The sequence below is a fragment of the Nocardioides flavescens genome (assembly GCF_009823805.1).
GTDB classification, from domain to species: Bacteria; Actinomycetota; Actinomycetes; order Propionibacteriales; family Nocardioidaceae; genus Nocardioides; species Nocardioides flavescens.
Window position 1 is genome coordinate 172,061 of the sequence record NZ_WUEK01000003.1, and the last position, 23,034, is coordinate 195,094.

Consider the following 23,034-nt stretch of genomic DNA (forward strand, 5'->3'; position numbering starts at 1 on the left):
GGTGCACGTGCCGTTCCTGCTGCGAGTCGAGCTGCCCGACGTCCCGGGGTCCCTGGGGCGCGTCGCGACCGCGATCGGTGAGGCCGGTGGCGACATCGAGGCGATCGAGATCGTCGAGAAGGGCGACGGGTTCGCCGTCGACGACGTGCTCCTCGAGATGCACGACAACGCCATGCCGGACTCCATCGTCTCGGCGTGCAACGTCCTCGACGGCGTGCGGGTCATGTGGATCAGCCGCTACGCCGCCGGCGGCAACATCTTCCTCGACCTCGAGGTCGTCGAGGAGCTGACCGTGCGTCCGTCGGAGGCGCTCGACCGGCTCGTGGACCTGCTCCCGGTCGCCTTCCGCGCCGACTGGGCGATGCGTGTGCACCGCGCCCACGGCATCGTCCGCGCGACCGACGCCGCGCCGCGTGAGGCCGTGCCGTTCGTCGAGCTCGAGCGGGCCGCCGTACTCGAGCCGGACGATCCCGACGACGTCAACCTCTACGCCGGCGCCCGCCTCGACGGCAACGAGATCGTCGTGCTCAGCCGCCGCGGCGGCCCCGAGTTCGTCGACTCCGAGCTCGCCCGCCTCGGCCACCTGGTCGGGCTCGCGGTCTCCCTCGCGCGACCCTGACCTCCGCCGCGCTGCTCAGGCGCGCTCGAGCAGGAAGACCGGGATCTCGCGGTCGGTCTTCTCCTGGTACTCCGCGTACGGCGCGTACTGCGCCACGCAGCGCTCCCACCACTCGGCCCGCTCCTCGCCCTCGGCGATGCGGGCGACGTACTCGTGGGGCTCGGCGCCGTCCTGCAGGTCGACGCGGGGGTGCTTGACGAAGTTGTGGTACCACTCCGGGTGCTCCGGGTCGCCGCCCTTCGAGGCGACGGCGGCGTAGACGCCGTCCTTCTCGACCCGCATCACGGGGTTCTTGCGCAGCTTGCCGGACTTGTGGCCCACCGAGGTGATGACCACGATCGGCCACTCGGGGTGGTCGGGCAGCGTGTTGGCCTCGGTGCCGCCGGAGGCCTCGTAGGCCTCGACCTGGTCGCGCACCCACTGGGCCGCGCTGGGCTGGTACTCGCCTTCGAGGGTCACACCACCCTGTAACCCGGCGCCGGAGCGGGCATTCCCGATGCCCTAGCCTCGCGACCATGAGCGCCATCGACGGAGTCTCGGAGACCTTCGACGCCTCGGCGTGGGACCCGGTGCCGGGCTTCGAGGACCTCACCGACCTCACCTACCACCGTGCGAGGGCGCACGGCACCGTGCGGATCGCCTTCGACCGGCCCGACGTGCTCAACGCCTTCCGCCCGCACACCGTCGACGAGCTGCTGCGCACCCTCGAGCACGCGCGCACCTCGAGCGACGTCGGCTGCGTGCTGCTCACCGGCAACGGCCCCAGCGCCAAGAACGGCAAGTGGGCCTTCTGCACCGGCGGGGACCAGCGCATCCGTGGCCGCACGGGCTACCAGTACGCCGAGGGCGAGACCGCCGAGACGGTCGATGCCGCCAAGCTCGGGCGCCTGCACATCCTGGAGTGCCAGCGGCTGATCCGGTTCATGCCCAAGGTCGTCATCTGCGTGGTGCCCGGCTGGACCGCCGGTGGCGGCCACAGCCTGCACGTCGTCTGCGACCTGACCCTGGCCTCGAAGGAGGAGGCGCGGTTCAAGCAGACCGACGCCGACGTCGGGTCGTTCGACGGCGGCTACGGCTCGGCGTACCTCGCCAGCCAGGTGGGCCAGAAGTTCGCACGCGAGATCTTCTTCCTCGGTCAGGAGTACTCCGCCGAGGAGGGCCAGGCGATGGGCACGGTCAACCGCGCCGTCCCGCACGCCGAGCTCGAGGCGACCGCGCTCGAGTGGGGCCGCATCGTCAACGGCAAGTCGCCGACCGCCGTACGGATGCTGAAGTACGCCTTCAACCTCCCCGAGGACGGCCTGGTGGGTCAGCAGCTCTTCGCCGGCGAGACCACGCGGCTGGCCTACATGACCGACGAGGCGCAGGAGGGACGCGACCAGTTCCTCGAGAAGCGCGAGCCCGACTGGTCGCCGTTCCCCTGGTACTACTGAGCCCGCGCCACCGTCGACCCGCCTGCTTGTAACGCGGAGTTGGTGGTCCTTCTGACCCGTTGCAACGGGTCGGGACCGTCACCAACTCCGCGTTACAGCTGGGCGGTGCGGCGGCGGGAGGAGCGCAGGCGGGAGCGGAGGGCGCGGTCGGAGCCGCGGCCGGTGGTGAGGCGGCCGGCGTTGGCGTCGTCGACGAGGGAGCCGACGGTCTCGGCGGCGTCGGCGCGGTTGGAGCCGATGCCGCCGCGGGGGCCACGCTTGATCCAGCCGACGACGTACGTCGCGGGGACGGGCTCGCCGGTGGCGGGGTCGACGACCCGGCCGGAGGCGTGCGGCACGGTGTGGGTCGACTCGTCGAACGGCAGTCCGGGGACGGGTTCGCTGCGGTAGCCGACCGAGCGCAGCACGAGGCCGGTGGGCACGTGGGTGCCGTCCAGCACGACGGCCTCGACGTGCGAGGTCCCCTCGATGCGGTCGACGGCGGAGTCGAAGCGCAGCACCAGCCGGCGCCGCCACGAGACGGGCGCCGACCAGCCGACCGGCGAGACCGGCACGCCCTGCAGCGCCGCGGCCTTCGAGCCCCGCGGGGCCGCGGCGATCGCCGCGGCCAGGTCGGAGTCACCGTCGACGACCACGTCGAGGTCGTCGCGGGCGAGGAGGGGGCGCAGCTCGGAGAGGGAGTACGCCGCGTCGTCGGGTCCGCGCCGGGCGACGACGACGACCTCGCGCACCGAGCCCGACCGCAGGTCGTCGAGGGCGTGCTCGGCGATCTCGGTGCCGACCAGGTCGTCGGCGTCGCTGAGCAGGATGCGGGCGGCGTCGAGAGCGACGTTGCCGTTGCCGATGATCACCGCGCGGCCCTGCGTGGCGGGGCCGAGGTCGATGGTGTCGGCGGCGATCTCGGGGTGGGCGTTGTACCAGCCGACGAACGTGCGCGCCGACAGGCTGCCGGGCAGCTCTTCGCCCTCGACGCCCAGGGTGCGGTCGGCCCGCGCCCCGACGGCGTAGACGACGGCGTCGTGCTGGGCGAGCAGGTCTTGGTGGCTGAGGTCGCGACCGACCTCGACCCCGAGCAGCATCTGCAGGCGCGGGTTGCGGTGCACGGTCGCGAAGCGGCGCGCGATCGCCTTGGTGCTCTGGTGGTCGGGCGCGACGCCCCACCGGATCAGCCCGCCGGGCGTCGGCAGCCGGTCGACCATCGTCACCCGCGCGCTGGTCGTGAGCAGCGCGGAGGCGGTGTAGCTCGCGGCCGGGCCGGTGCCCACCACCGCGACCCGGAGCCCGGCGGCCTCCGCGCTCAGCGCCGGCGGGAAGACCGGCTCCGACCACCGCGGGTCGGTGGCGTCGGGCTCGTCGTCGGCCTCGAGCCCGACGGCGTCCGCCGCGAAGTGCTCGCGGTTGAGGTCGACGTACGCCGCCTGCGGGCCGGCGAGCAGGACGTCGGTCGGGAAGATCGCGTCCACCGGGCACGCATCGGCGCACGCGCCGCAGCCGATGCAGCTGCGCGGGTCGATGTAGAGCATGTCGGTCGTGCCGAAGTCCGGCTCGTCCGGCGTGGGGTGGATGCAGTTGACCGGACAGACCGCGACGCAGGAGGCGTCGCTGCAGCACGACTGGGTGATGGCGAACGGCGTCGCGGTGAGCGCCGGCGCACTCGTGGTGGCCACCGCGCTCACACCATGTGGACGCGCTTGTAGAACGCCAGCGCGGGTCGGGTCAGCAGGCCGAGCTCGTCGAGGAACTCCATCAGGTGCGCGCAGCTCGAGCGCATCAGCGTGTGGTGGTGCTCGTTGGCCTCCGCGGCGGCGACGGCGCGCTTCGGATCGAGGCCCGCGGCGGCGTAGACGCCCTCGTTGACCATGTTGGAGACGATCACGTGGGCGGCGATCGCGATGACGAGCGCCGAGGTCTGGCGGCGCCGCGGCCCGGCGCCCTCGATGCGCTCGCGCATCTCCTGGCGCGCGAACTTCATGTGGCGCGACTCCTCGACCACGTGGATCTTGCTGGTGGTGCGCACGATCGGCAGGACCTGCTCGCCGCGCATCCAGTCGCGCTGCATGACGTCGAGGACCTCCTCGGCGACCAGGATCCCGCCGTACGCCACCTCGGCGGTCGCGAGCGACTTGAAGACCCGGCCGAGCTCGACGCTCGCACGGCGCGGGAAGTACGCCGGGATGCCCATCTTGGTGCAGGCCCGGGCGAACATGATCGAGTGCCGGCACTCGTCGGCGATCTCGGTCAGCGCGAACTGGAAGTCGGACTCGGCGTACTTGCCGCAGTACTGGTCGCGCAGCACCATCTGCTGCAGGATCATCTCGAACCAGATCCCGGTGCTCATGATCGACGCCACCTCGTGGCGGGTCAGCCTCACCCGCTGCTCCGGGGTCATCTCGTCCCACAGGGGCGTCCCATAGAGCGTCGACCACTCGGGGTTGAGCCCGTAGTGCGTGGGGTCGAGCTCGGCGTCCCAGTCGACCTCGACCGAGGGGTCGTAGGACAGCGCCGCGGAGGAGTCGAGCAGGCGCTGGGAGCCGTCGCGCGTGCCGTCGCGCGTGCCGTCGCGAGTGGCGTCGAGGGTGCGGGCGTCGGGGGCGATGGTGCTCATGTGGACCTCGCTGGAGTCTGGGTGGCGGGCGGTGCGGCGTACCAGGGGTACGTATGACTCGGTGTCGCAGACAAGTAGATGGTACGACGTGTACCCCTTCGCTGCCAGGGGGCAAACGTGTGACCGCGATAACGTGCAGCGGTGTCAGACGCGACCGAGCCGCCCGCGGAGGGTGGGCCGCCGGTCGACGGGCGCGCCGCCCGGTGGAGCGGGCAGCAGGAACGCCGTCGCGCCGAGTTCGTCGAGGCGGCCCTGCGCGCGATCGAGCGTCACGGGGAGGAGGTCTCGACCGAGCAGATCGCCGCGGAGGCCGGGGTCGCCCGCACCCGTCTCTACCGCCACTTCGCCGGCGCCCAGGAGCTCAACCAGGCGATCGCGGCGCGGGTCGAGCAGCTCATCCTCGACGGCCTCACGCCGGTCTGGGACCCGACGGCCAGCCCCGCCGTCATCATCCGCACCGCGGTCTCGACCCACCTGCACTGGCTGACCGAGCACCACGCGCTCTACCGCTACCTCGTGCGCCACTCGGTCACGACCGCCTCCGGCGACACGGTCGTCAACGACGTCAAGCGGCTGATCGCCGACCTGTTGGTGCGCCTGCTCGACGAGTACGTCGCGCTGCTCGGCCTCGACGCGCGCATCATCCAACCGCTGTCGTTCGGCCTGGTCGGGTTCGTCGACGCCGCCGCCGAGCGGTGGGTCGTCGACCCGCGCGGCGTGGAGGTCGAGGAGATGGTCGACCTGCTCGCCGAGTGGATCTGGTCGGTGCTCGCCGGCGTGCTGCGCGCCGAGGGGCTCGACGTCGACCCCGAGACCCCGCTGGTGAGCCCGTGACCAGGTGGCAGCAGATCGCGCGCGCGGCGCACGGGCCGGCGTACGCCGAGGAGTACGCCGCGCGCTTCCGCGACCTCGCCGCCGAGGGCGCCGACGTGCACGGCGAGGCGGCGTTCGTCGCCGCTCTCGTCGCACCTCCGTCGAGCGTGCTCGACGCCGGGTGCGGCACCGGCCGGGTCGCGATCCGGCTCGCCGAGCTCGGCTACGACGTCGTCGGGGTCGACGTCGACGCCTCGATGCTGATGGAGGCCCGCGCCCAGGCGCCGCGGCTCGACTGGCGCGTCGGCGACCTCTCCTCGCTCGCCACCGGCGCGACGTACGACGTGGTGCTGGTCGCGGGCAACACGATCCCGCTGCTCGAGCCCGGCACGCTCGCCGCGACCGCGGAGCGGCTCGCCGCGCACGTCGCGCCGGACGGGCTGCTGGTGTGCGGCTTCGGCCTCGACGACGAGCACCTGCCGGGCGACTGCCCGGTGACCCCGCTCGCCGACGTCGACGCAGCGTTGGCGGCCGCCGGGCTCGAGCCGGTGCGCCGGCTCGCGGGCTGGGACGGCGGCCCGGACGGAGCGGCGTACGACGGCGGCGGCTACGTCGTGACCGTCGACATCCTCCGTCGGTGACGGCATCTAGGGCGTGGTTCTCCAACCCGCGCGGTCGCCCGCGCGGCGTCGCATCGGACCTGGACGGCGTTGTCGTCGCCCGCCGTGACTCCGCCACGGCGGGCTCCTCCGCCTTGCCAGCTCCGCGCGACCCCACGCCTGCTCCCACGGGGGTCGAAGAGCCACGCCCTAGTCTGACCGGGTGCTGACCCTCGACGCCCTCGTCGACCTCGACGTCCTCGCCTGCCCGGTCTGTCGGGCGCCGGTGCGCCGCGAGGAGGGCCGGTGGCTGTGCGCGGGCGCGACGTGCCCCCACGGCCGCGAGCCGTTCCCGGTCGTGGGTGGCCAGCCCGCCCTCGTCGACTTCCGCCACAGCGTCCTCGACCCCGAGCGGCTGCGCGCGGAGGAGGGGGCCTCGGAGGTGAACCGGTCTCCGCTCGCGACCCTCTACCGCCGCCTCGTCCACCCGGCCAACACCACCGCGCCGGCCAACGTCGCGCGGATGCTCGAGCTGCTGCGCGCCGACGCGGGCGCCGTCGGCCGGGCCCCGAGGGTGCTCGTCGTCGGCGGCGGCACGGTCGGCGACGGCCTCGAGTCGCTCTACGCCGACCCGAGCGTCGACGTCGTCTCCTTCGACGTCTACGCGAGCGCCGCGACCCAGTTCGTCGGCGACGGCCACGCGATCGCGCTGGCCGACGGCTCCGTCGACGGTGTCATCGTGCAGGCCGTGCTGGAGCACGTGCTCGAGCCCGCGGTCGTCGCGGGCGAGATCGCCCGGGTGCTGCGCACGGGCGGCATCGTCTACGCCGACACGCCGTTCCTGCAGCAGGTCCACGAGGGCGCCTACGACTTCACGCGCTTCACCGAGAGCGGCCACCGCGCGCTGTTCCGCTCCTTCGAGCGCATCGACTCCGGCACGGTCGCCGGCGCCGGCACGGCCCTGCGCTGGTCGGTCGACCACTGGGTGCGGGCCCTGACCCGGTCGGTCCCCCTGGGGCGCATCGTCGCGCTGCTGTTCTTCTGGCTCAGCTGGACCGACCGGTTCCTCGACCCGCGGCACTCCTCGGACTCGGCGAGCAGCGTCTTCTTCCTCGGCCGCAAGAGCGAGCGTGAGCTGACCCCGGCCGAGGCGATCGCGCACTACCGGGGCGGGATGTGAGCGGACCCGCTCGCGTGGGCCGCGTCGTCGTGCTCACGGGCGCCGGCATCTCCGCCGAGAGCGGCGTGCCGACGTTCCGCGACAGCGACGGGCTCTGGGAGGGCCACCGGGTCGAGGACGTCGCCACGCCGGAGGCCTTCGAGCGCCAGCCCTCGGTGGTGCAGGCCTTCTACGACGACCGCCGCGCGGCCCTGGCGCACGTCGAGCCCAATCCCGCCCACCGGGCCCTCGCTCGGCTCGAGCAGGCTCTCGGCGACGACCTCCTGCTGGTCACGCAGAACATCGACGACCTCCACGAGCGCGGCGGCTCGCTGCGGGTGCTGCACATGCACGGCGAGCTGCTCAAGGCGCTGTGCAACGGCTGCGGCGGCCGCTTCGCGTGGAGCGGCGACCTCGTCGACTTCCCGCCCTGCCCGGGCTGTGCGGCCATCGAGCTGCGGCCCGACGTGGTGTGGTTCGGCGAGATCCCCAACGACATGGACCGCATCGGCGCCGCCCTCCAGCGCGCCGACCTGTTCGTCTCGATCGGCACCTCCGGCGCGGTCTACCCCGCGGCCGGCTTCGTCCAGGCCGCGTCGGCGTACGGCGCCCGCACGCTCGAGCTCAACCTCGTGCCGAGCGAGGGCAGCCACCACTTCGACGAGGCCCGCCACGGCCGGGCCGGCGAGATCGTGCCGGCGTGGGTCGACGAGCTGCTGGGCGGCGGGTCGTGAGCGAGACCCCCGTGCCGGCGTACGCCGCCGACGAGGCGACCACGCTGCGGTCCTTCCTCGACGAGCACCGCGTGACGTTCCGGCGCAAGACCGACGGCCTCGACACGGCTCAGCTGCGGCAGCGTCTCGCGCCGAGCTCGCTCTCGCTGGGCGGTCTCGCGAAGCACCTGGCCTTCGTCGAGGACTTCTGGTTCGGCTACGTCCTCACCGGCGCCGAGCCGGCTGCGGAGTTCGCCGCGGCCGACTGGGACGCCGACCCCGACTGGGAGTTCACCTCGGCCGACGACGAGGAGGCCGCGGCGCTGCTCGACCTGTGGTCGAGGACCGTGATGCGCTCCGAGGCGAACCTCGACGCGTGCGGCGGGCTCGACGACCTCGCGGCCCGTCGGCACCACCGCGACGACGCACCGCTCACCGTGCGCTGGATGCTGCTGCACATGATCAGCGAGTACGCCCGGCACAACGGCCACGCCGACCTCGTCCGGGAGTCGATCGACGGGCGGACGGGCTACTGACCCGCGCGCGACGCGAGCCCTACCGGTGGCCGGCCTCGACGTAGGCCAGGGCCCGCTGCGCCAGCCGGGTGGCCGTGCCGGGGCTCGCGCCCGAAGGGGAGGGTGAACCCGCCAGCGCACCTTGCAGCAGGTCGCGCGCGTCGGTGTCACCGCGGCCCGCGGCCACCGAGGCGCAGAGCCGGGCGGCGTCACGCACCGCGGCGGGGTCGAGGGTCCACACGGACTCGAAGACCCGCTCGCGGTCGGGCAGACCGCTCTGGCCGGGCAGCTCCCAGGCGGCGAGGGCGACCGCCAGCTCGGGGGAGTCGTGCACGACGGTCCACTCCCGCACCATCGGCGCGTCGGGTTCGAGGTGGACGGCGTGCAGCGCGTCGCTGGTCGCGACCTCGCCGTCGAGGGCGAAGACGTGGGTGGAGCGGGCGGTGCGGGCCAGCTCGTCCCAGCGGGCCCGGGCGGAGGCGAAGTTGCGCCACTGCTGGAACGCGCCGAACAGGTGCCCCTGCGCGCCGCTCGCGGCGACCTCGTCCTCGATGGCCCACGACAGCCCGAGCAGCGAGAGCTTGCGCAGCTGCTGGGTGCGCTCGGCCGGGTGCCGGCGCACGATCTCGGGGTAGACGGCCGCGGGCGGCTGGGTGCGGGCCTCCTGGGCCAGGGCGACGGCGTTCTCGAGCTGCAGTCCGTCCTCCCGCAGGCGGACGACGTCACGCACCACCTCGATCTCGGCACGGGCGTAGCGGCGGTGGCCGCGGGGGGTGCGCTGGGCCCGCGGGAAGTCGTGGCGCGCCTCCCAGGCGCGCAGCGTCGCCGCGGCGACCCCGGTGGCCTCGGCCAGCTCGCCGATCGTGAGCCACTCTTGCGCAATCCTCGATGACGCGTCCATGATCGAAGAGTACAACCTCGACAAGATGTTGAAGATCAGCGAAGTCGGGCACCGGTGAGGACGAACCGCTCCCGACGACCGGCCGCCCGGCCGGACGACGAGAAGACGTGAGGAGAGCACCATGAGTGACCCGCTGACCGTGACCCCTCAGGGGCCCGTGATGAGCACGCGTGAGCCCGGCACCGGCGACGACGTCGTCGACTGGGCCGACCTCGGAGCCCGCATGTGGGACTTCCTGACCGGCCGCCAGGCCGCCATCCACTACCGCTTCGAGGACATGGCCGTCGAGGTCCCGCGCGACACCGGCGTCCAGGCGCCGCGGGCGACGTGGAAGCTCAACGGCACCCTGACGATCACCACCACCGACACCAACGCACGGGCGGACGGCTGACGTGACCACCGTCGTAGGAGCAGACCTGGAGTTCACCCTGTCGCGCGAGGGCCACGAGGACGTGCGCGGGCGCATCCGGGGGCGCAACAACCGGCTGGTCCTCGAGGTCGACGACGCCGGCGCGTTCGCCGGCGGCGCCGACGCGCCGGCCATCAAGGCCGTCGCCGAGGGCCTGGCCCGTCGTGGCATGACCCTCGAGGTCGTGCAGTCCGACCGGCACCTGGTGACCCTCGGCGCCGTACGTGCGCCGTGGTGGCAGAAGCGCGTCACCGGCACCCGCCGCATCAAGCTCGGCAGCCTGCGCGGCGCGCTGACCTCGGCCCGGTCGCGCACCCGCGCGCAGGGCCCCGCCCTCCCGACGGCCGGGCTGATCCCGCCGCCGGTCGTGCTGCCCGAGCTGCCGCTCTTCCGCCGGCGCCTCGCCCGCACCACCCACGACCCCGACCGCGGCGGCGCCGCGCGCCTCGTGGTCGTCAAGGAGGCCTACCTCCCCGGTGAGGCCGAGACGGTGTTCTGGCTGCGCGACGGCATGACCATCGGCTCCGGGCCCGACTGCGACGTGCGCCTGCCGGGGCTCGCCGACCAGCACGCCGTGGTCGAGCACGACGACGACGACGAGTGGGTGATCCGCGCCGTCCGCGGGCTGACCCGCGTGCACGGGGCCCCCGTCGTACGGCAGGCGATGCGGACCGGAGCGCGCATCACGCTCGGCAGCCACGAACTGGCCTACTACCGCGAGGAGTACGCCGACCACGGCCGCCCGTTCGGCGGCCGCATCGGTGGCGAGCTCGGACGGCAGGCGACGCAGCCTCCGCGCGAGAGCGGGCCGGCCGCCGGCTGAGGCCGGTCGCGGACCGACCCCGACCGAGCCTGGGGGAGACCGCGGGGGCGGCCGGTTACGGTGAGGACATGCGACGCCTCGCCGCGACCCTGGCCGCCTCCGTCGTCCCGTGCCTGGTTGCGGTGCCGCTGGCAGTGCCAGCGTCAGCCGCCCCGGCCTCCTCCCCGCTCCCTGTCGTGGTCGCCGCCCCCGCGGGTCCCGCCGCCGGCGTCACCGTCGGCGCCGCCGACCGGCGTCGCGACGTACCCTCGCGCGAGCAGTGGCTGGCCGACGTGAAGACCGCGATGACGGGTGCTCGCGCCTACGTGCGCGAGCGCGCGGCCGCCGCCACGCCCGACGAGCGGCTCGCGGTCAACTTCGACATCGACAACACCGTCATCGCGACCTACTACGACGGCGGCGGTGCGATCCCGCAGATGACGAAGTTCGTGAAGCTGCTGCAGCGCAAGGACGTCGCCGTCCTGTTCAACACCGGCCGCTCCGCCGACCAGCGCGCCTCCACCCGCGCGCAGCTGAAGCGCAACGGCTTCCCCGTCGACGGTCTCTGCCTGCGCGGCCAGGGCAAGACCCTCGTCTTCGGCAAGCAGCGCTGCCGCGACCTGTTCATCTCCCGCGGCTACACCCTCATCGCCAACGTCGGCAACAACGACACCGACTTCGCCGGCGACGGCTACGAGCGCGCCTACCGGCTCCCCAACTACGACGGCGTGCTCGGCTGAGGCTGCGGCGTCCTCAGACAGTCGAGGGTTGCACCCCTCCAGGTGACTGCAATCCTCGACTGTCGGTGACGCTGCTCCCGCGGGTCCGATCTGTGCAGGTCTGTCGTCTGCGGGTGACTGCTCTGCTGCACTGATCGGTCGACTGTCGAACTTTTGGGTCACCTGGTGACCGGAAAGTTCGACTGTCGACGTGACCTCCGCTCTAGCCCTGATCTGTGCAACTTCCCGGTCATCGGGTGGCCAGGAAGTTGCATTGTCACTCGCGGGTCGATGCGCTTTCGGCGCCCCCGTCGACTGTCGAACTTCCGGGGTCACCAGGTGACCGGAAAGTTCGACTGTCGACGGACCGACGCGAGCTCAGGCGCTCGGCCGGGGCCGGAGGAGCGCGCCGGCGTGGCCGGGGAGGGTGACGACGTTGCCGGTGACCTCGACGCCGGCCTCGGTCTCGAAGAGCAGCTCGGGGTCGGGGACCTCGGTGGCGATGGGCTGGTCGCCGAAGTTCACGAGGACGACGAGGTCGCCGCGCTCCATCGTGAACAGCCGCGAGCGCTCGTCGGCGTGGCAGCGGGTGCGCTCGAACGCCGGGTCGGTGAGCGCGGAGTGCTCGCGGCGCAGCCGGGCGAGCTGGCGGTAGACCTCAAGGATGCGGTGGCCGCGCTCGGAGCCAGTCTCGGACCAGTCGAGCTTGGAGCGCTCGAAGGTCGCCGGGTCCTGCGGGTCGGGCACCTTGTCGGGGTCCCAGCCGTGGCGGGCGAACTCCGAGATCCGGCCCTCCGCCGTCGCCTTGCCGAGCTCGGGCTCGGGGTGGGAGGTGAAGAACTGGAACGGCGTGGAGGCGGCCCACTCCTCGCCCTGGAAGAGCATCGGGGTGAACGGTCCGCACAGCGTCAGCAGTGCGGCGCACGCGAGCTGGTCGTCGTCGAGCGCCTCGGTGATGCGGTCGCCGACGGCGCGGTTGCCGATCTGGTCGTGGTTCTGGCTGGCCACGACCAGGCGCCAGGTGGGCATCGCGGCGGTGTCGATCGGGACGCCGTGGTCGGCCTCGCGGAACGACGAGTACGTCCCGTCGTGGAAGAAGCCGCGCTCGCAGACCTTGGCCAGCGCCGAGAGCGGCTCGAAGTCGGCGTAGTAGCCGAACGTCTCGCCGGTGAGCGCGACGTGGACGGCGTGGTGGAAGTCGTCGCTCCACTGGGCGTCCAGGCCGTAGCCGCCGGCCTCGCGCGGGGTGACCATCACCGGGTCGTTGAGGTCGGACTCGGCGATCAGGGTGAGCGGGCGGCGCTGGTGGGCCGACAGGGCGGCCACCTCGATGGCCAGCTCCTCCAGCAGGTGGGTGTCGGAGGAGTCCTCCAGCGCGTGCACGGCGTCGAGCCGCAGGCCGTCGACGTGGTAGTCACCGAGCCACATCAGCGCGTTGTCGATGATGTAGCGGCGCACCTCGGCGGAGTGCTCGCCGTCGAGGTTGATCGAGTCGCCCCAGGTGTTGCGGCCCTCGGTCTTGAGGTAGGCGCCGTACTCCGGCAGGTAGTTGCCCGACGGACCGAGGTGGTTGTAGACGACGTCCTGGATGACGCCGATGCCCGCCGCGTGGCAGCCGTCGACGAAGCGCTGGTAGGCCTCCGGGCCGCCGTACGGCTCGTGCACGGCGTACCAGAGCACGCCGTCGTAGCCCCAGTTGTGCGTGCCGTTGACCGCGTTGACCGGCATCAGCTCGACGAAGTCGACGCCGATGTCGACGAGGTGGTCGAGCTTGCCCAGCGCGGCGTCGAGCGTGCCCTCGGGGGTGAAGGTGCCGACGTGCAGCTCGTAGACGACCGAGCCGGCCAGCTGGCGACCGGTCCAGGAGGAGTCGGTCCAGCGGAACCCCGAGGGGTCGTAGGTGCGCGAGCGCTCGTGCACGCCCGCCGGCTGACGCCGCGACCGCGGGTCGGGTCGGGGCGTGTCCTCGTCGTCGATCAGGAAGCCGTAGTCGATCTCCTCTCCGGAGGCCGCGACGTCCACGGGCTCCGCGGGCGCCCACCAGTCACCCGCACCACGAGTCAACTCCACGATCTCCTCGCCGAGGGCGAGTCGTACGCGGGCTGGGGACGGAGCCCACACCGAGAAGGGCTGGGGAGAGTTCATGGCTGTTTCCTAAGAGGCAGACGCAGGGACCAGGAGCGCCACCGGGTGGCGCGAGAGCAGCTCGGCGAGCGAGGTCGACGCGGGCCGTCCGGTGAGCGCATCCACCCACTCGCCCTTCGGCAGGGTCAGGGAGGTGTCGCGCCAGCCACCGGACGCGGCGAGGCCGACGGGCAGCCGGGTCGCGACGGCGATCGCGCCGCCGCGGTCGAAGGCCACGACGTGCTCGGCGGCGTGGCCGCTCACCTCGAGCGGGGTGTACGACGAGAACAGCTCGGGTCGCGCTCGGCGCAGCCGCAGGGCCGAGCCGACGAGGTGCAGCTTGATCGCCGCCGGGTCCTGGGCGGTGCCCGCGAGCACCGCGCGCCGCAGGTCGAAGTCGACGGGAGCGCGGTTGTCGGGGTCGACGAGGTTGAGCTCCCACAGCTCGCTGCCCTGGTAGACGTCGGGCACGCCCGGCGCGAGCAGCGACAGCAGCTTGGCGGACAGCGCGTTGGACCAGCCCGGCTCGGCCACCCGCGCCAGCAGTGCGTCGAGCTCGGCCGCGACCTCCGGGACGTCGTACGCCGCGTCGACGGCGCGGTGCACCTGCGCCTCGAACTCCTCGTCGGGGTCGGTCCACGTGGTGTGGTCGCCGGCCTCGCGCATCGCCTTCTCGGCGTACCCGTGCAGCCGCTCGCGCGAGGCGGGCCAGACGCCGAGCACGGCCTGCCACAGCAGCGAGGCGAACGCCGGGTCCGAGATCGGGGCCAGCTCCTGCAGCCGCGCGAGGTGGGTCGCCCACACCTCAGGCAGCTCGGCGAGCACCGCGATCCGCGCCCGGGTGTCCTCGCCGCGCTTGGTGTCGTGGGTCGTGCCGGCGGTCATCGCGGCCGGCCACTCGCGCTGGCGTGTCGCCATCGCCTCGTGGAAGCCGGCGACCGGCACCGAGAAGACCGACGGGTCGCCGCCGACCTCGTTGAGCGAGGTCAGCCGGGCGTAGCGGTAGAACGCGCAGTCCTCCACGCCTTTGGCCATGACCATGCCGCTGGTCTGCTGGAAGCGTCGTGCGGCCGGCTGCTCGGGGTCGGAGAGCACCCCCTCGAGCGCGTCGTACGCCGGCCCGAGGTCCGGGCGCGAGGCCCGGGCGGCCGTGAACGCCTCGTCGAGGTGCTCGCGGCCCTGGGGGAGGTAGGAGCGGTAGACCGGGAAGCAGGTCAGCAGCTCGGCGACGGCGTCCTCGAGCTGGTTTCGAGACGGTTGCTCCACAACCTCCTCAACCGCCGGGGTCGACATCGACGCCGGCAGCTCGCGCACGATCCGCCGCACCTCGGCGCGCAGGCCGTGGTCGGTGACGGCCCGCTTCGTGCCGTGGACCATCTCGTGGAAGTCGACGCCCTCGGGCAGCAGCGGCAGCCCGGGGGCCGGGTCGGTGAGGACCCGGTCGACGAGCGCCATCGCGTCGTAACCGGTGGTGCCGGCCGTGGCCCAGGAGGTCGGCAGCTCCTCGCCGGGCTCGAGGATCTTCTCGACGAGCACGTAGGCGCCGCCGGTCAGCCCGGCGAGCCGGTCGAGGTAGTCACCGGGGTCGCGCAGGCCGTCGGGGTGGTCGACGCGCAGGCCGTCGACGAGCCCCTCGTCGAACCACCGTCCGATCTCGACGTGCGAAGCGTCGAAGACCTCGGGCAGCTCGACCCGGATTCCGGCGAGCTCCTTGACGGTGAAGAAGCGGCGGTAGTTGAGGTCGCTGTCGGCTCGGCGCCACGAGGCGAGCTCGTAGTGCTGCTCCTCCAACGTCGAGGTGCCGGGCGCCAACGGCAGCGTGAAGTCGTGGTAGCGCACGACCCCCTCGGCCGTGTCCACCTCGATCGAGCCGGCATCGTCGTCGCCGACCACGGGCCACAGGACCTTGCCGCCGCCCGCCTCCCAGTCGATGTCGAACCAGGAGGCGTACCGCGACGACGCACCGTTCTGCAGGACGTCCCACCACCACGTGCCCGGCACCGGCGAGGCGACGCCGACGTGGTTGGGCACGATGTCGACGAGCACGCCGAGGCTGTGCTCGCGCGCCGCCGCCGACAGCGCGGCGAGGCCCTCGGCCCCGCCACGCGCCGGGTCGACCCGGTCGTGGCGCAGCACGTCGTAGCCGTGCTCGCTGCCCTCCTCGGCCTCGAGGATCGGCGACAGGTAGACCCAGTCCACGCCGAGGTCGGCCAGGTAGGGCACGACCTCGGCGGCGTCGAACAGGGTGAAGGACGACGTCAGCTGCAGGCGGTACGTCGACGCGGGGGTGCGCATCAGCTGCGCGCGGCCGCGGCGGCGGCGACGGAGGCCGCGACCGAGTGGTCGGGCTCGATCTCGGGCTCGACGTACTCGCGCAGGACCAGGACGCTGCCCGACTCCATCGACAGCGTCGCCCCGGCGTCGAGCACCTCGACCTCGTCGGGGCGACCGCCGGTGTCGATGACGACGTCCCAGCGCTCGCTGTACTCCGTCGGCGGCAGGGTCACTTCGGCGGGCCCGTCGGCGTTGAAGTAGATCAGGAAGTGGTCGTCGACGATGTCGCCGCCGCGCGCGTCCTTGCCCTCGATGCCCTGGCCGTTGAGGTACATCCCGATCGCCTGGGCGCCGCCCTCCCAGTCGCCGTCATCCATGGGCCGGCCGTCGAGGTGGAGCCAGACGATGTCGTTGAGCCGGTCGCCGCCCGCGGCGTCGGTGCGCACGGTCTCACCGGTGAAGAAGCGCCGCCGGTGGAAGGTCGGGTGCGCGCGGCGCAGCTCGATGAGCGCCGCCGTGAACTCGATCAGCGGCTCGTCGGCCTCGCTCCACTTCATCCAGGCGATCTCGGAGTCCTGGGCGTAGGTGTTGTTGTTGCCGTCCTGCGTGCGGCTCATCTCGTCGCCGTGCAGCAGCATCGGCACGCCCTGGCTGAGCAGCATCGTCGCCAGGATGTTGCGCTGGGCGCGCGAGCGGAGGGCGAGGATCTCCGGGTCGTCGGTCGGCCCCTCGACACCGCGGTTCCACGAGCGGTTGTGGCTCTCGCCGTCGTTGTTGTCCTCGCCGTTGGCCTCGTTGTGCTTCTCGTTGTAGGAGACCAGGTCGCGCAGGGTGAACCCGTCGTGCGCGGTGACGAAGTTGATCGAGGCGACCGGACGACGACCGGTGTGCTCGTAGAGGTCGGCCGACCCGGACAGCCGCGAGGCGAACTCGCCGAGCGCGGGCTCGCCGCGCCAGAAGTCGCGCACGGTGTCGCGGTAGGCGCCGTTCCACTCCGCCCACTGGGGCGGGAAGCCGCCGACCTGGTAGCCGCCGGGGCCGACGTCCCAGGGCTCGGCGATCAGCTTGACCTGGCTGACGACCGGGTCCTGCTGCACGAGCTCGAAGAACGTCGCCAGCCGGTCGACGTCGTAGAACTCGCGCGCCAGCGCGGAGGCCAGGTCGAAGCGGAAGCCGTCGACGTGCATCTCGGTCACCCAGTAGCGCAGCGAGTCCATGATCAGCTGCAGTGCGTGCGGGTGGCGCACGTTGAGGGAGTTCCCGGTGCCGGTGTAGTCCATGTAGTACTGCTGGTCGTCCTCGACCAGGCGGTAGTACGCCGGGTTGTCGATGCCCTTCATCGACAGCGTCGGGCCCATGTGGTTGCCCTCGGCGGTGTGGTTGTAGACCACGTCGAGGATCACCTCGATGCCCGCGGCGTGGAACGCCTTGACCATCGCCTTGAACTCCTGCACCTGCTGGCCGGGCTGCAGGCTCGTGCTCGAGACGCCCGAGCCCGCGGCGTACTCCGCGTGCGGGGCGAAGAAGGCCAGGGTGTTGTAGCCCCAGTAGTTGCGCAGGCCCTTCTCCAGCAGCGTGGAGTCCTGGATGAACTGGTGGACCGGCATCAGCTCGACGGCGGTGATGCCGAGCCGCTTGAGGTGGTCGATCACCGCCGGGTGGGCGAGGCCGGCGTAGGTGCCGCGCAGCTCCTCGGGCACCCCCTCGTGCAGCTGGGTCATGCCCTTGACGTGGGCCTCGTAGATGACCGACTCGTTGAGCGGGACGTCGAGGTGGCGGTCGCCCTCCCAGTCGAAGAACGGGTTGATGACGACGCCCTTGGCCATGTGCGGGCCGGAGTCCTCGTCGTTCTTGGACGTCTCGTCGCCGAAGTCGTAGGAGAACATCGGCTGGCCCCAGTCGATGTCGCCGTCGACGGCCTTGGCGTAGGGGTCGAGCAGCAGCTTGGCGGGGTTGCAGCGCAGCCCGTTCTCCGGGTCCCAGGGGCCGTGCACGCGGAAGCCGTAGCGCTGGCCCGGCTGCACGCGCGGGAGGTAGCCGTGCCAGACGTAGGCGTCGACCTCGGTGAGGTCCACGCACGTCTCGTTGCCGTCGGGGTCGAAGAGGCAGAGCTCCACCCGCTCGGCCACCTCGCTGAAGAGCGCGAAGTTGGTCCCGCTCCCGTCGAACGTCGCCCCGAGCGGGTACGCGCGGCCTGGCCAGATCTCCATCGGGTCTCCCACGAGCTTGGTGTCGGCCGAGCCCGACGAATTGGTCGCCTCAGCAGTCGCCGGGCCAGTTGGATCGATCAAAGCACACCCCTCCAGGTCGGGTCTGCGAGTACCCGCAGACCTCCTGGACCCACGTCCCCGGAGGGGTGAACGCCGCCTCGCCCGCGCCGTTGCGGGCTCCGCTCCGTGAGTGCCGGGGCAGCGGTAACCCGCGGGAGGGCTCCGTCAACAGTGCGGTTCGGCACCGTCGGAGACGGTTGCCGGGAACAACCGATCGCGGGCGGCGGTTGCCCTCGGGTGAGCGCTCCGACCGTGACCCGTGCCGACGTCGGCCTGCGCAGCGAGCGGGGGCCGCTGCTGCTGGCGGTGATGCTCAGCGTGGGGCTCGTGGCGATCGACTCGACGATCCTGGCGACGGCCGTGCCGGCCGTGGTCGACGACCTCGGCGGGTTCACCCAGTTCCCGTGGCTGTTCTCGGTCTACCTGCTCGGTCAGGCGGTGTCGGTGCCGCTCTACTCGAAGCTGGCCGACCAGCACGGGCGCAAGCCGATGATGCTGATCGGCGTCGGCGTCTTCCTGCTCGGCTCGCTGCTGTGCGGCCTCGCCTGGGACATGCCCTCGCTCATCGTCTTCCGCGCCGTGCAGGGTCTGGGCGCGGGCGCGGTCCTGCCGCTCAGCATGACGATCGTCGGCGACAGCTACACCGTCGAGGAGCGCGCGAAGGTGCAGGGCTACATCGCCAGCGTCTGGGCCGTCGCCGCGGTGGTCGGGCCGACGCTGGGCGGCGTCTTCGCCGACTACGTCTCCTGGCGCTGGATCTTCCTGGTCAACCTGCCGATCGGCGCGGCCGCGATGTGGATGCTCCAACGCCGCTTCACCGAGACCGTGACGCGAGCCCGCCACCGCTTCGACGTGCTCGGCTCGGTGCTGCTGACCGTCGGCGGCCTCGTGCTGCTGCTGGCGCTGCTCGAGGGCGGCGTGCAGTGGTCGTGGACGTCGCCGACGAGCGTCGCGCTCTTCGCGGTCGCGCTCGTCGCCCTCACGGCGTTCGTCCTCGTCGAACGCCGCGCCGCCGAGCCGGTGCTGCCGCTGTGGGTCTTCGGGCGCCGGGTCATCCTCGTGGCGATCCTCGCCCAGCTCGTCGTCGGCGTGCTGCTGATGGGTCTCACGTCCTACGTCCCGCTCTACGCCCAGGGCGTGCTCGGTCACGGTGCCGTGCTGGCGGGGGCCGCCCTCGCGGCGTTGACCCTGGGCTGGCCGCTCGCCGCCTCCAACGCCGGACGGCTCTACCTCCGCTTCGGGTTCCGCGTCACGATGGTCGTCGGCTCGGTGGTCGCCCTCGCCGGGTCGGCGCTGCTGCTGACCATCGGGCCCGACAGCAGCCTGCTGCACGTCGCCGTGCCGTGCTTCGTGATGGGCCTCGGGTTCGGCTTCGTGGCCGCGCCGTCCGTGATCGCCGCGCAGTCGGCGGTGTCGTGGGAGTCGCGCGCGGTCACGACGGGCTCCACGATGTTCGCCCGCTCGGTCGGCAGCGCCCTCGGCGTCGCGTTCTTCGGCGCGATGGTCAACGCCCGGCTCGCCTCGGGCGCCGGCGGCCACGCCGCCGATCTCGAGCACCTCGACCCGAGCGTGCTGGCGCCGGCCGTCGAGGTGACCTTCGCCGGCACCGCCGTCATCGCGGTGGCGCTGGTCCTCGTCTCGGCGTTCATGCCGCGCCGGGTCGAGGAGCAGCAGGACAGCCTCACCTCCGTTGCGTCCTGACCGAGCGCCCGTCACGATCGGGAGGGTGAGCACCGAGCCGGCCCTCGAGGCCCGTCAGCACGAGGACGAGCCCCACCAGGACGGTCTGCACAACCGGCTCAACTGGCTGCGCGCGGGCGTGCTCGGCGCCAACGACGGCATCGTCTCGACGGCCGGCATCGTCATGGGCGTCGCCGGCGCGACCACCGACCGAGGCGCGATCCTCGTTGCCGGGGTCGCCGGCCTGGCCGCGGGCGCGCTCAGCATGGGGGCGGGGGAGTACGTCTCCGTCAGCACCCAGAAGGACTCCGAGCTCGCCCTGTTGGACAAGGAGCGCCGCGAGCTCGCCGAGGACCCCCGCGACGAGCTCGAGGAGCTCGCCGCGATCTACGTCGGCAAGGGCCTCACCGAGGACCTCGCCCTCCAGGTCGCCGAGCAGCTCACCGCCCACGACGCGCTCGGAGCCCACGCCGAGGCCGAGCTCGGCATCGACCCCGACGACATCACCAGCCCCTGGGCCGCCGCCTGGGCCTCGATGCTGGCCTTCACCGTCGGCGCGATGCTGCCGCTCCTCACCATCACCCTGGTCACCGCCTCCGCCCGGGTCTGGGTCACCGTCGCCGCCGTCACCGCCGCCCTCGCCCTCACCGGCTGGGCCAGCGCCCGCTTCGGCTACGGCCCCACCGGCCGTGCCGTCGTCCGCAACGTCCTCGGCGGCGTCTTCGCCATGGCCGTCACCTACGGCATCGGCACGCTGCTCGGCCAGGCCGTCTGAGCCGCTCCGCCCGGAGTGGTTTCGAGACAGGACTTCGTCCTTCCTCAACCGCCGTTTCGGCACGGTGGTTGAGGAGGCGCGTCAACGCCGTCTCGAAACCACGCGACCTCGCCAGCACCAGCCGCCTAGGCTCACCGAGTGCGGATGTTCGTGGCGCTGGTGCCGACGGAGGAGGCGCGGGCGCACCTCGACTCCTTCCTCGACGTACGACGGGACGCTGGTGACCTGCGCTGGTCGGCGCCCGACCAGGTGCACCTCACCCTGGCGTTCTGCGCCGACGTGCCGGAGCGCGCCTACGACGACCTCGTCGAGCGGCTCGAGCGGGCGGCGGCCAAGCGGACGGCCTTCGACTGCCGGATCGCGGGCGGCGGGGCGTTCCCGGACGTCGCACAGGCCAAGGTCGTCTGGGCCGGGCTCGAGACCGAGGACGACACAGCCGCCGACGAGCTCGACCTCCTCGCGGCCGGGGCCCGGGCGGCGGCCAACCGGGCGGGTGCGCCGACGGACGGTGCACGGTTCCGGCCTCACCTGACCGTGGGTCGCCCCCGCTACCCGCACGACGTCACCAACTGGGTGCGGCTGCTGGACTCCTACGCCGGGCCCTGGTGGCGCGCCGACGAGATCGCGCTCGTCCACTCCCACCTCGGTGAGGGGCCGCGGGGCCGCCCGCGCCACGAGGTGGTCGAGACGCTCGCGCTGTCGGAGCCGTGACCCAGCGGTGACCCAGCGGTGAGGATCGTCGTCGCGCGCGAGCCCGATCCCCGGGTCGCGCTGGTGCCCGCCGACGTGCCCGCGCTGGTCGCACTCTGCCACGAGGTCGTCATCGAGGAGGGGCTCACCGAGCTGCACCCCGACGCGGCCTACGTCGCCGCCGGCGCAAGGCTCGGCACACGCGACGACGCCGACCTGGTCGTCTCCGTCCTGCCCGTCGAGGCGGCTGCGCCGACCCTAGCCCTGCGAGCCCCGGCGACCTACGTCCTCGAACGCGTGCCCCGCACCGGGCGGGCCCAGGTCGTCGACGCCGTCACGTCCCAGGCGCTGGTCGCCGGTCACCACGGCGCGCTGGTCGCGGCCGCGCGGTGGGACGGCCTGCTCGGGCGGCACTCGACGTCCGCGGGCACCCTCGGCCCGGCCGACGCGCTCGTGCTCGGAAGCGGCGTCGCCGGGCTCGAGGCGATCGGCACGCTCGTGCGCCTCGGCGTGCGCGTCGCCGCCCACGACGTGCGGCCGAGCTGCGCCGCGGAGGTCGCGTCCCTCGGTGCGTCGTACGTCGCGGCCGACGAGGTCGCCGACCGCGTGCGCGAGGCCGACCTGCTCGTGACCACCGCGCGCTCTGTCGGTCAGCCGGTGCCGCTGCTGGTCACCGCCGCGCAGGTCGCCGCGATGCGGCCGGGGTCGGTCGTCGTCGACGTCGCGGGCGGCAACGTCGACGGGCCGGTCGCGTGGCGCGGTGGACCCGACGCCGCGGCGGCGCGCCCGGCGACCGCCTCGCGGCTCTACTCCGCCCACGTCGCGGCGTTCGTCGCCCTGCTCACCCGCGATCCGGACGACGAGGTGGTGGCCGCGTGCCGGACCTGACCCCGGACCTGACCGGCGCGGTGGTCGTCCCGGGCTTCGGTCTTGCGGCGGCGCAGGCCCACCACGCGCTGCGCGCCCTCGACGCGGCGTACGGCGACACGTGGGTCCACCTCGTGCACCCGTTGGCGGGGCGCTACCCGGGCCACCTCGACCTGCTGCTGGACCTGGCGGGCGTGCCGTGGGAGCGCCGGGTCGGGCCGGAGCACGACCTGCGTGGCGCGACGGTGCTGGCCGTCGGCGCCAACGACGTGCTGACCTGGCTGGAGCTCAGCCCGGAGCGGCTGGTCGCCGTCACCGACGGCGGGCCGTCGTTCGACGGCACCCAGGCGCCGGTGCTCGGCGACCCGCGCACGACGCTGCTGCGCGGCGACGCGGGCGAGGTACTGAGAAAGCTTCAGCCCACCACGCCGTAGAGGCGGTCGCCGGCGTCGCCGAGCCCGGGCACGATGTAGCCCTTCTCGTTGAGCCGCTCGTCGAGCGCCGCGGTGACGACGGTGACCGGCACGTCGAGGCCGGCGAGGTCCTTCTCGACCCGCTCGCAGCCCTCGGGCGCGGCGAGCAGGCAGATCGCGGTGATGTGGTCGGCGCCGCGGTCCGTGAGGAACTTGATGGCCGCAGCCAACGTGCCGCCGGTCGCGAGCATCGGGTCGAGCACGTAGCACTGGCGCCCGGCGAGGTCGTCGGGCAGCCGCTCGGCGTAGGTGATCGCCTCGAGGGTCTCCTCGTTGCGCATCATGCCGAGGAAGCCGACCTCGGCCGTCGGCAGGAGCCGCATCATCCCGTCGAGCATCCCGAGCCCGGCGCGCAGGATCGGCACGACCAGCGGCTTGGGGGTCGCGAGCCGCACGCCCGTGGTGGGCGAGACCGGGGTCGCGATGTCGTGCGGCTCGACCCGCACCTCTCGCGTCGCCTCGTAGGCGAGCAGCGTCACGAGCTCGTCGGCGAGCCGGCGGAACGTCGGGGAGTCGGTGCCGACGTCGCGCAGCGCGGTCAGCTTGTGGGCGACGAGCGGGTGGTCGACGACGTGGGTGCGCACGGACCGCAAC

23 protein-coding genes are annotated in these 23,034 nt (G+C 72.9%); 15 read left to right on the forward strand and 8 right to left on the reverse strand.

All coding sequences use genetic code 11. From position 1 onward, the window contains the following. Positions 1–7 precede the first annotated feature (7 nt). On the forward strand, positions 8–619 hold the full coding sequence (locus tag GRQ65_RS05945; protein ID WP_160876180.1) for an ACT domain-containing protein: 612 nt from the start codon (positions 8–10) through the stop codon (positions 617–619). A 15-nt stretch (positions 620–634) separates the two neighbouring features. On the opposite strand, the gene GRQ65_RS05950 is transcribed toward GRQ65_RS05945, so the two are convergent. Beyond that, on the reverse strand, positions 635–1,078 hold the full coding sequence (locus tag GRQ65_RS05950) for a nitroreductase/quinone reductase family protein (RefSeq protein ID WP_160876182.1): 444 nt from the start codon (positions 1,076–1,078) through the stop codon (positions 635–637). Positions 1,079–1,134: 56 nt separating this feature from the next. Between GRQ65_RS05950 and GRQ65_RS05955 the strand changes: the two genes are divergently transcribed. After that, complete coding sequence (locus GRQ65_RS05955; RefSeq protein WP_160876184.1) at positions 1,135–2,052, forward strand: 1,4-dihydroxy-2-naphthoyl-CoA synthase; 918 nt, start codon at positions 1,135–1,137, stop codon at positions 2,050–2,052. 92 nt (positions 2,053–2,144) lie between these two features. Here the strand turns inward: GRQ65_RS05955 and GRQ65_RS05960 are convergent, their stop codons facing one another. Then, positions 2,145–3,719, reverse strand: coding sequence for an FAD-dependent oxidoreductase (locus GRQ65_RS05960; RefSeq protein WP_160876186.1), 1,575 nt, complete (start codon positions 3,717–3,719; stop codon positions 2,145–2,147). Positions 3,720–3,724: 5 nt separating this feature from the next. Further along, a complete protein-coding gene (locus tag GRQ65_RS05965) occupies positions 3,725–4,657 on the reverse strand; it encodes an AurF N-oxygenase family protein (RefSeq protein ID WP_160876188.1) in 933 nt (310 codons plus the stop codon). Positions 4,658–4,798: 141 nt separating this feature from the next. Here GRQ65_RS05965 and GRQ65_RS22100 point away from each other — a divergent pair, with 141 nt between their 5' ends. From GRQ65_RS22100 to GRQ65_RS05985, 5 genes are all read left to right on the forward strand, one after another. After that, on the forward strand, positions 4,799–5,491 hold the full coding sequence (locus GRQ65_RS22100; protein ID WP_202387669.1) for a TetR family transcriptional regulator: 693 nt from the start codon (positions 4,799–4,801) through the stop codon (positions 5,489–5,491). Beyond that, on the forward strand, positions 5,488–6,111 hold the full coding sequence (locus tag GRQ65_RS22105) for a methyltransferase domain-containing protein (RefSeq protein ID WP_202387670.1): 624 nt from the start codon (positions 5,488–5,490) through the stop codon (positions 6,109–6,111). Before GRQ65_RS22100 ends, GRQ65_RS22105 begins: the two co-directional genes overlap by 4 nt. 181 nt (positions 6,112–6,292) lie before the next feature. After that, on the forward strand, positions 6,293–7,249 hold the full coding sequence (locus tag GRQ65_RS05975; RefSeq protein WP_160876190.1) for a methyltransferase domain-containing protein: 957 nt from the start codon (positions 6,293–6,295) through the stop codon (positions 7,247–7,249). Beyond that, positions 7,246–7,962 (forward strand): NAD-dependent deacylase, encoded by a 717-nt coding sequence (locus GRQ65_RS05980; RefSeq protein ID WP_337191517.1) that lies wholly within the window; start codon positions 7,246–7,248, stop codon positions 7,960–7,962. Before GRQ65_RS05975 ends, GRQ65_RS05980 begins: the two co-directional genes overlap by 4 nt. After that, positions 7,959–8,477, forward strand: a complete 519-nt coding sequence (locus tag GRQ65_RS05985) for a mycothiol transferase (protein ID WP_160876192.1) — start codon at positions 7,959–7,961, stop codon at positions 8,475–8,477. The genes GRQ65_RS05980 and GRQ65_RS05985 overlap by 4 nt, the downstream gene beginning before the upstream one ends. Positions 8,478–8,496: 19 nt before the next feature. On the opposite strand, the gene GRQ65_RS05990 is transcribed toward GRQ65_RS05985, so the two are convergent. Beyond that, entirely contained in the window at positions 8,497–9,357 is an 861-nt protein-coding gene (locus tag GRQ65_RS05990) for a DICT sensory domain-containing protein (protein ID WP_160876194.1), read from the reverse strand. 121 nt (positions 9,358–9,478) lie between these two features. Here GRQ65_RS05990 and GRQ65_RS05995 point away from each other — a divergent pair, with 121 nt between their 5' ends. The 3 genes from GRQ65_RS05995 (at position 9,479) to GRQ65_RS06005 (ending at position 11,308) form a co-directional block, all read left to right on the forward strand. Then, positions 9,479–9,748 (forward strand): hypothetical protein, encoded by a 270-nt coding sequence (locus GRQ65_RS05995; RefSeq protein WP_237447794.1) that lies wholly within the window; start codon positions 9,479–9,481, stop codon positions 9,746–9,748. 1 nt (position 9,749) lies between these two features. Further along, positions 9,750–10,589, forward strand: a complete 840-nt coding sequence (locus GRQ65_RS06000) for an FHA domain-containing protein (RefSeq protein ID WP_160876196.1) — start codon at positions 9,750–9,752, stop codon at positions 10,587–10,589. Positions 10,590–10,657: 68 nt separating this feature from the next. After that, positions 10,658–11,308 carry an HAD family acid phosphatase gene (locus tag GRQ65_RS06005; RefSeq protein ID WP_160876198.1) on the forward strand — a complete coding sequence of 217 codons (651 nt, stop codon included), beginning with the start codon at positions 10,658–10,660 and terminating at the stop codon, positions 11,306–11,308. A 357-nt stretch (positions 11,309–11,665) separates the two neighbouring features. On the opposite strand, the gene treZ is transcribed toward GRQ65_RS06005, so the two are convergent. The 3 genes from treZ to glgX are packed head-to-tail and all read right to left on the reverse strand — an operon-like array spanning position 11,666 to position 17,895. Then, on the reverse strand, positions 11,666–13,432 hold the full coding sequence (gene treZ, locus GRQ65_RS06010; protein WP_160876200.1) for a malto-oligosyltrehalose trehalohydrolase: 1,767 nt from the start codon (positions 13,430–13,432) through the stop codon (positions 11,666–11,668). A gap of 9 nt (positions 13,433–13,441) precedes the next feature. Beyond that, positions 13,442–15,706: a malto-oligosyltrehalose synthase gene (gene treY / locus GRQ65_RS06015; RefSeq protein WP_160876202.1), complete on the reverse strand. Its 2,265-nt coding sequence runs from the start codon at positions 15,704–15,706 to the stop codon at positions 13,442–13,444. After that, positions 15,706–17,895: a glycogen debranching protein GlgX gene (gene glgX / locus GRQ65_RS06020; protein WP_160876204.1), complete on the reverse strand. Its 2,190-nt coding sequence runs from the start codon at positions 17,893–17,895 to the stop codon at positions 15,706–15,708. Before glgX ends, treY begins: the two co-directional genes overlap by 1 nt. Before the next feature lie 297 nt (positions 17,896–18,192). Here glgX and GRQ65_RS06025 point away from each other — a divergent pair, with 297 nt between their 5' ends. The 5 genes from GRQ65_RS06025 to GRQ65_RS06045 all read left to right on the forward strand — a co-directional run bounded on the left by GRQ65_RS06025 (position 18,193) and on the right by GRQ65_RS06045 (position 22,401). Beyond that, complete coding sequence (locus GRQ65_RS06025) at positions 18,193–19,656, forward strand: MFS transporter (protein ID WP_337191518.1); 1,464 nt, start codon at positions 18,193–18,195, stop codon at positions 19,654–19,656. A gap of 25 nt (positions 19,657–19,681) precedes the next feature. Further along, positions 19,682–20,410, forward strand: a complete 729-nt coding sequence (locus GRQ65_RS06030; RefSeq protein WP_160876206.1) for a VIT1/CCC1 transporter family protein — start codon at positions 19,682–19,684, stop codon at positions 20,408–20,410. Between the two features lie 144 nt (positions 20,411–20,554). Beyond that, complete coding sequence (gene thpR, locus GRQ65_RS06035; RefSeq protein WP_202387736.1) at positions 20,555–21,121, forward strand: RNA 2',3'-cyclic phosphodiesterase; 567 nt, start codon at positions 20,555–20,557, stop codon at positions 21,119–21,121. 18 nt (positions 21,122–21,139) lie between these two features. Beyond that, complete coding sequence (locus GRQ65_RS23850) at positions 21,140–21,988, forward strand: NAD(P)-dependent oxidoreductase (RefSeq protein WP_160876210.1); 849 nt, start codon at positions 21,140–21,142, stop codon at positions 21,986–21,988. Continuing rightward, the gene (locus GRQ65_RS06045; protein ID WP_160876212.1) at positions 21,976–22,401 is read left to right on the forward strand and encodes an NAD(P)(+) transhydrogenase (Re/Si-specific) subunit beta; all 426 of its coding nucleotides are present in this window, start codon (positions 21,976–21,978) and stop codon (positions 22,399–22,401) included. The genes GRQ65_RS23850 and GRQ65_RS06045 overlap by 13 nt, the downstream gene beginning before the upstream one ends. On the opposite strand, the gene upp is transcribed toward GRQ65_RS06045, so the two are convergent. Beyond that, positions 22,383–23,024 carry a uracil phosphoribosyltransferase gene (gene upp / locus GRQ65_RS06050; RefSeq protein WP_160876214.1) on the reverse strand — a complete coding sequence of 214 codons (642 nt, stop codon included), beginning with the start codon at positions 23,022–23,024 and terminating at the stop codon, positions 22,383–22,385. The two genes, GRQ65_RS06045 and upp, sit on opposite strands and share 19 nt — an antisense overlap. Positions 23,025–23,034 lie beyond the last annotated feature (10 nt).

Bases quoted from the DNA above. Each gene is read 5' to 3' on its own strand.
- GRQ65_RS05955 (WP_160876184.1), top strand. From the start codon at position 1,135: ATGAGCGCCATCGACGGAGTCTCGGAGACCTTCGACGCCTCGGCGTGG.
- GRQ65_RS05965 (WP_160876188.1), bottom strand. From the start codon at position 4,657: ATGAGCACCATCGCCCCCGACGCCCGCACCCTCGACGCCACTCGCGAC.
- GRQ65_RS05990 (WP_160876194.1), bottom strand. From the start codon at position 9,357: ATGGACGCGTCATCGAGGATTGCGCAAGAGTGGCTCACGATCGGCGAG.
- GRQ65_RS05995 (WP_237447794.1), top strand. From the start codon at position 9,479: ATGAGTGACCCGCTGACCGTGACCCCTCAGGGGCCCGTGATGAGCACG.
- GRQ65_RS06005 (WP_160876198.1), top strand. From the start codon at position 10,658: ATGCGACGCCTCGCCGCGACCCTGGCCGCCTCCGTCGTCCCGTGCCTG.
- treZ (WP_160876200.1), bottom strand. From the start codon at position 13,432: ATGAACTCTCCCCAGCCCTTCTCGGTGTGGGCTCCGTCCCCAGCCCGC.
- treY (WP_160876202.1), bottom strand. From the start codon at position 15,706: ATGCGCACCCCCGCGTCGACGTACCGCCTGCAGCTGACGTCGTCCTTC.
- glgX (WP_160876204.1), bottom strand. From the start codon at position 17,895: ATGGAGATCTGGCCAGGCCGCGCGTACCCGCTCGGGGCGACGTTCGAC.
- thpR (WP_202387736.1), top strand. From the start codon at position 20,555: ATGTTCGTGGCGCTGGTGCCGACGGAGGAGGCGCGGGCGCACCTCGAC.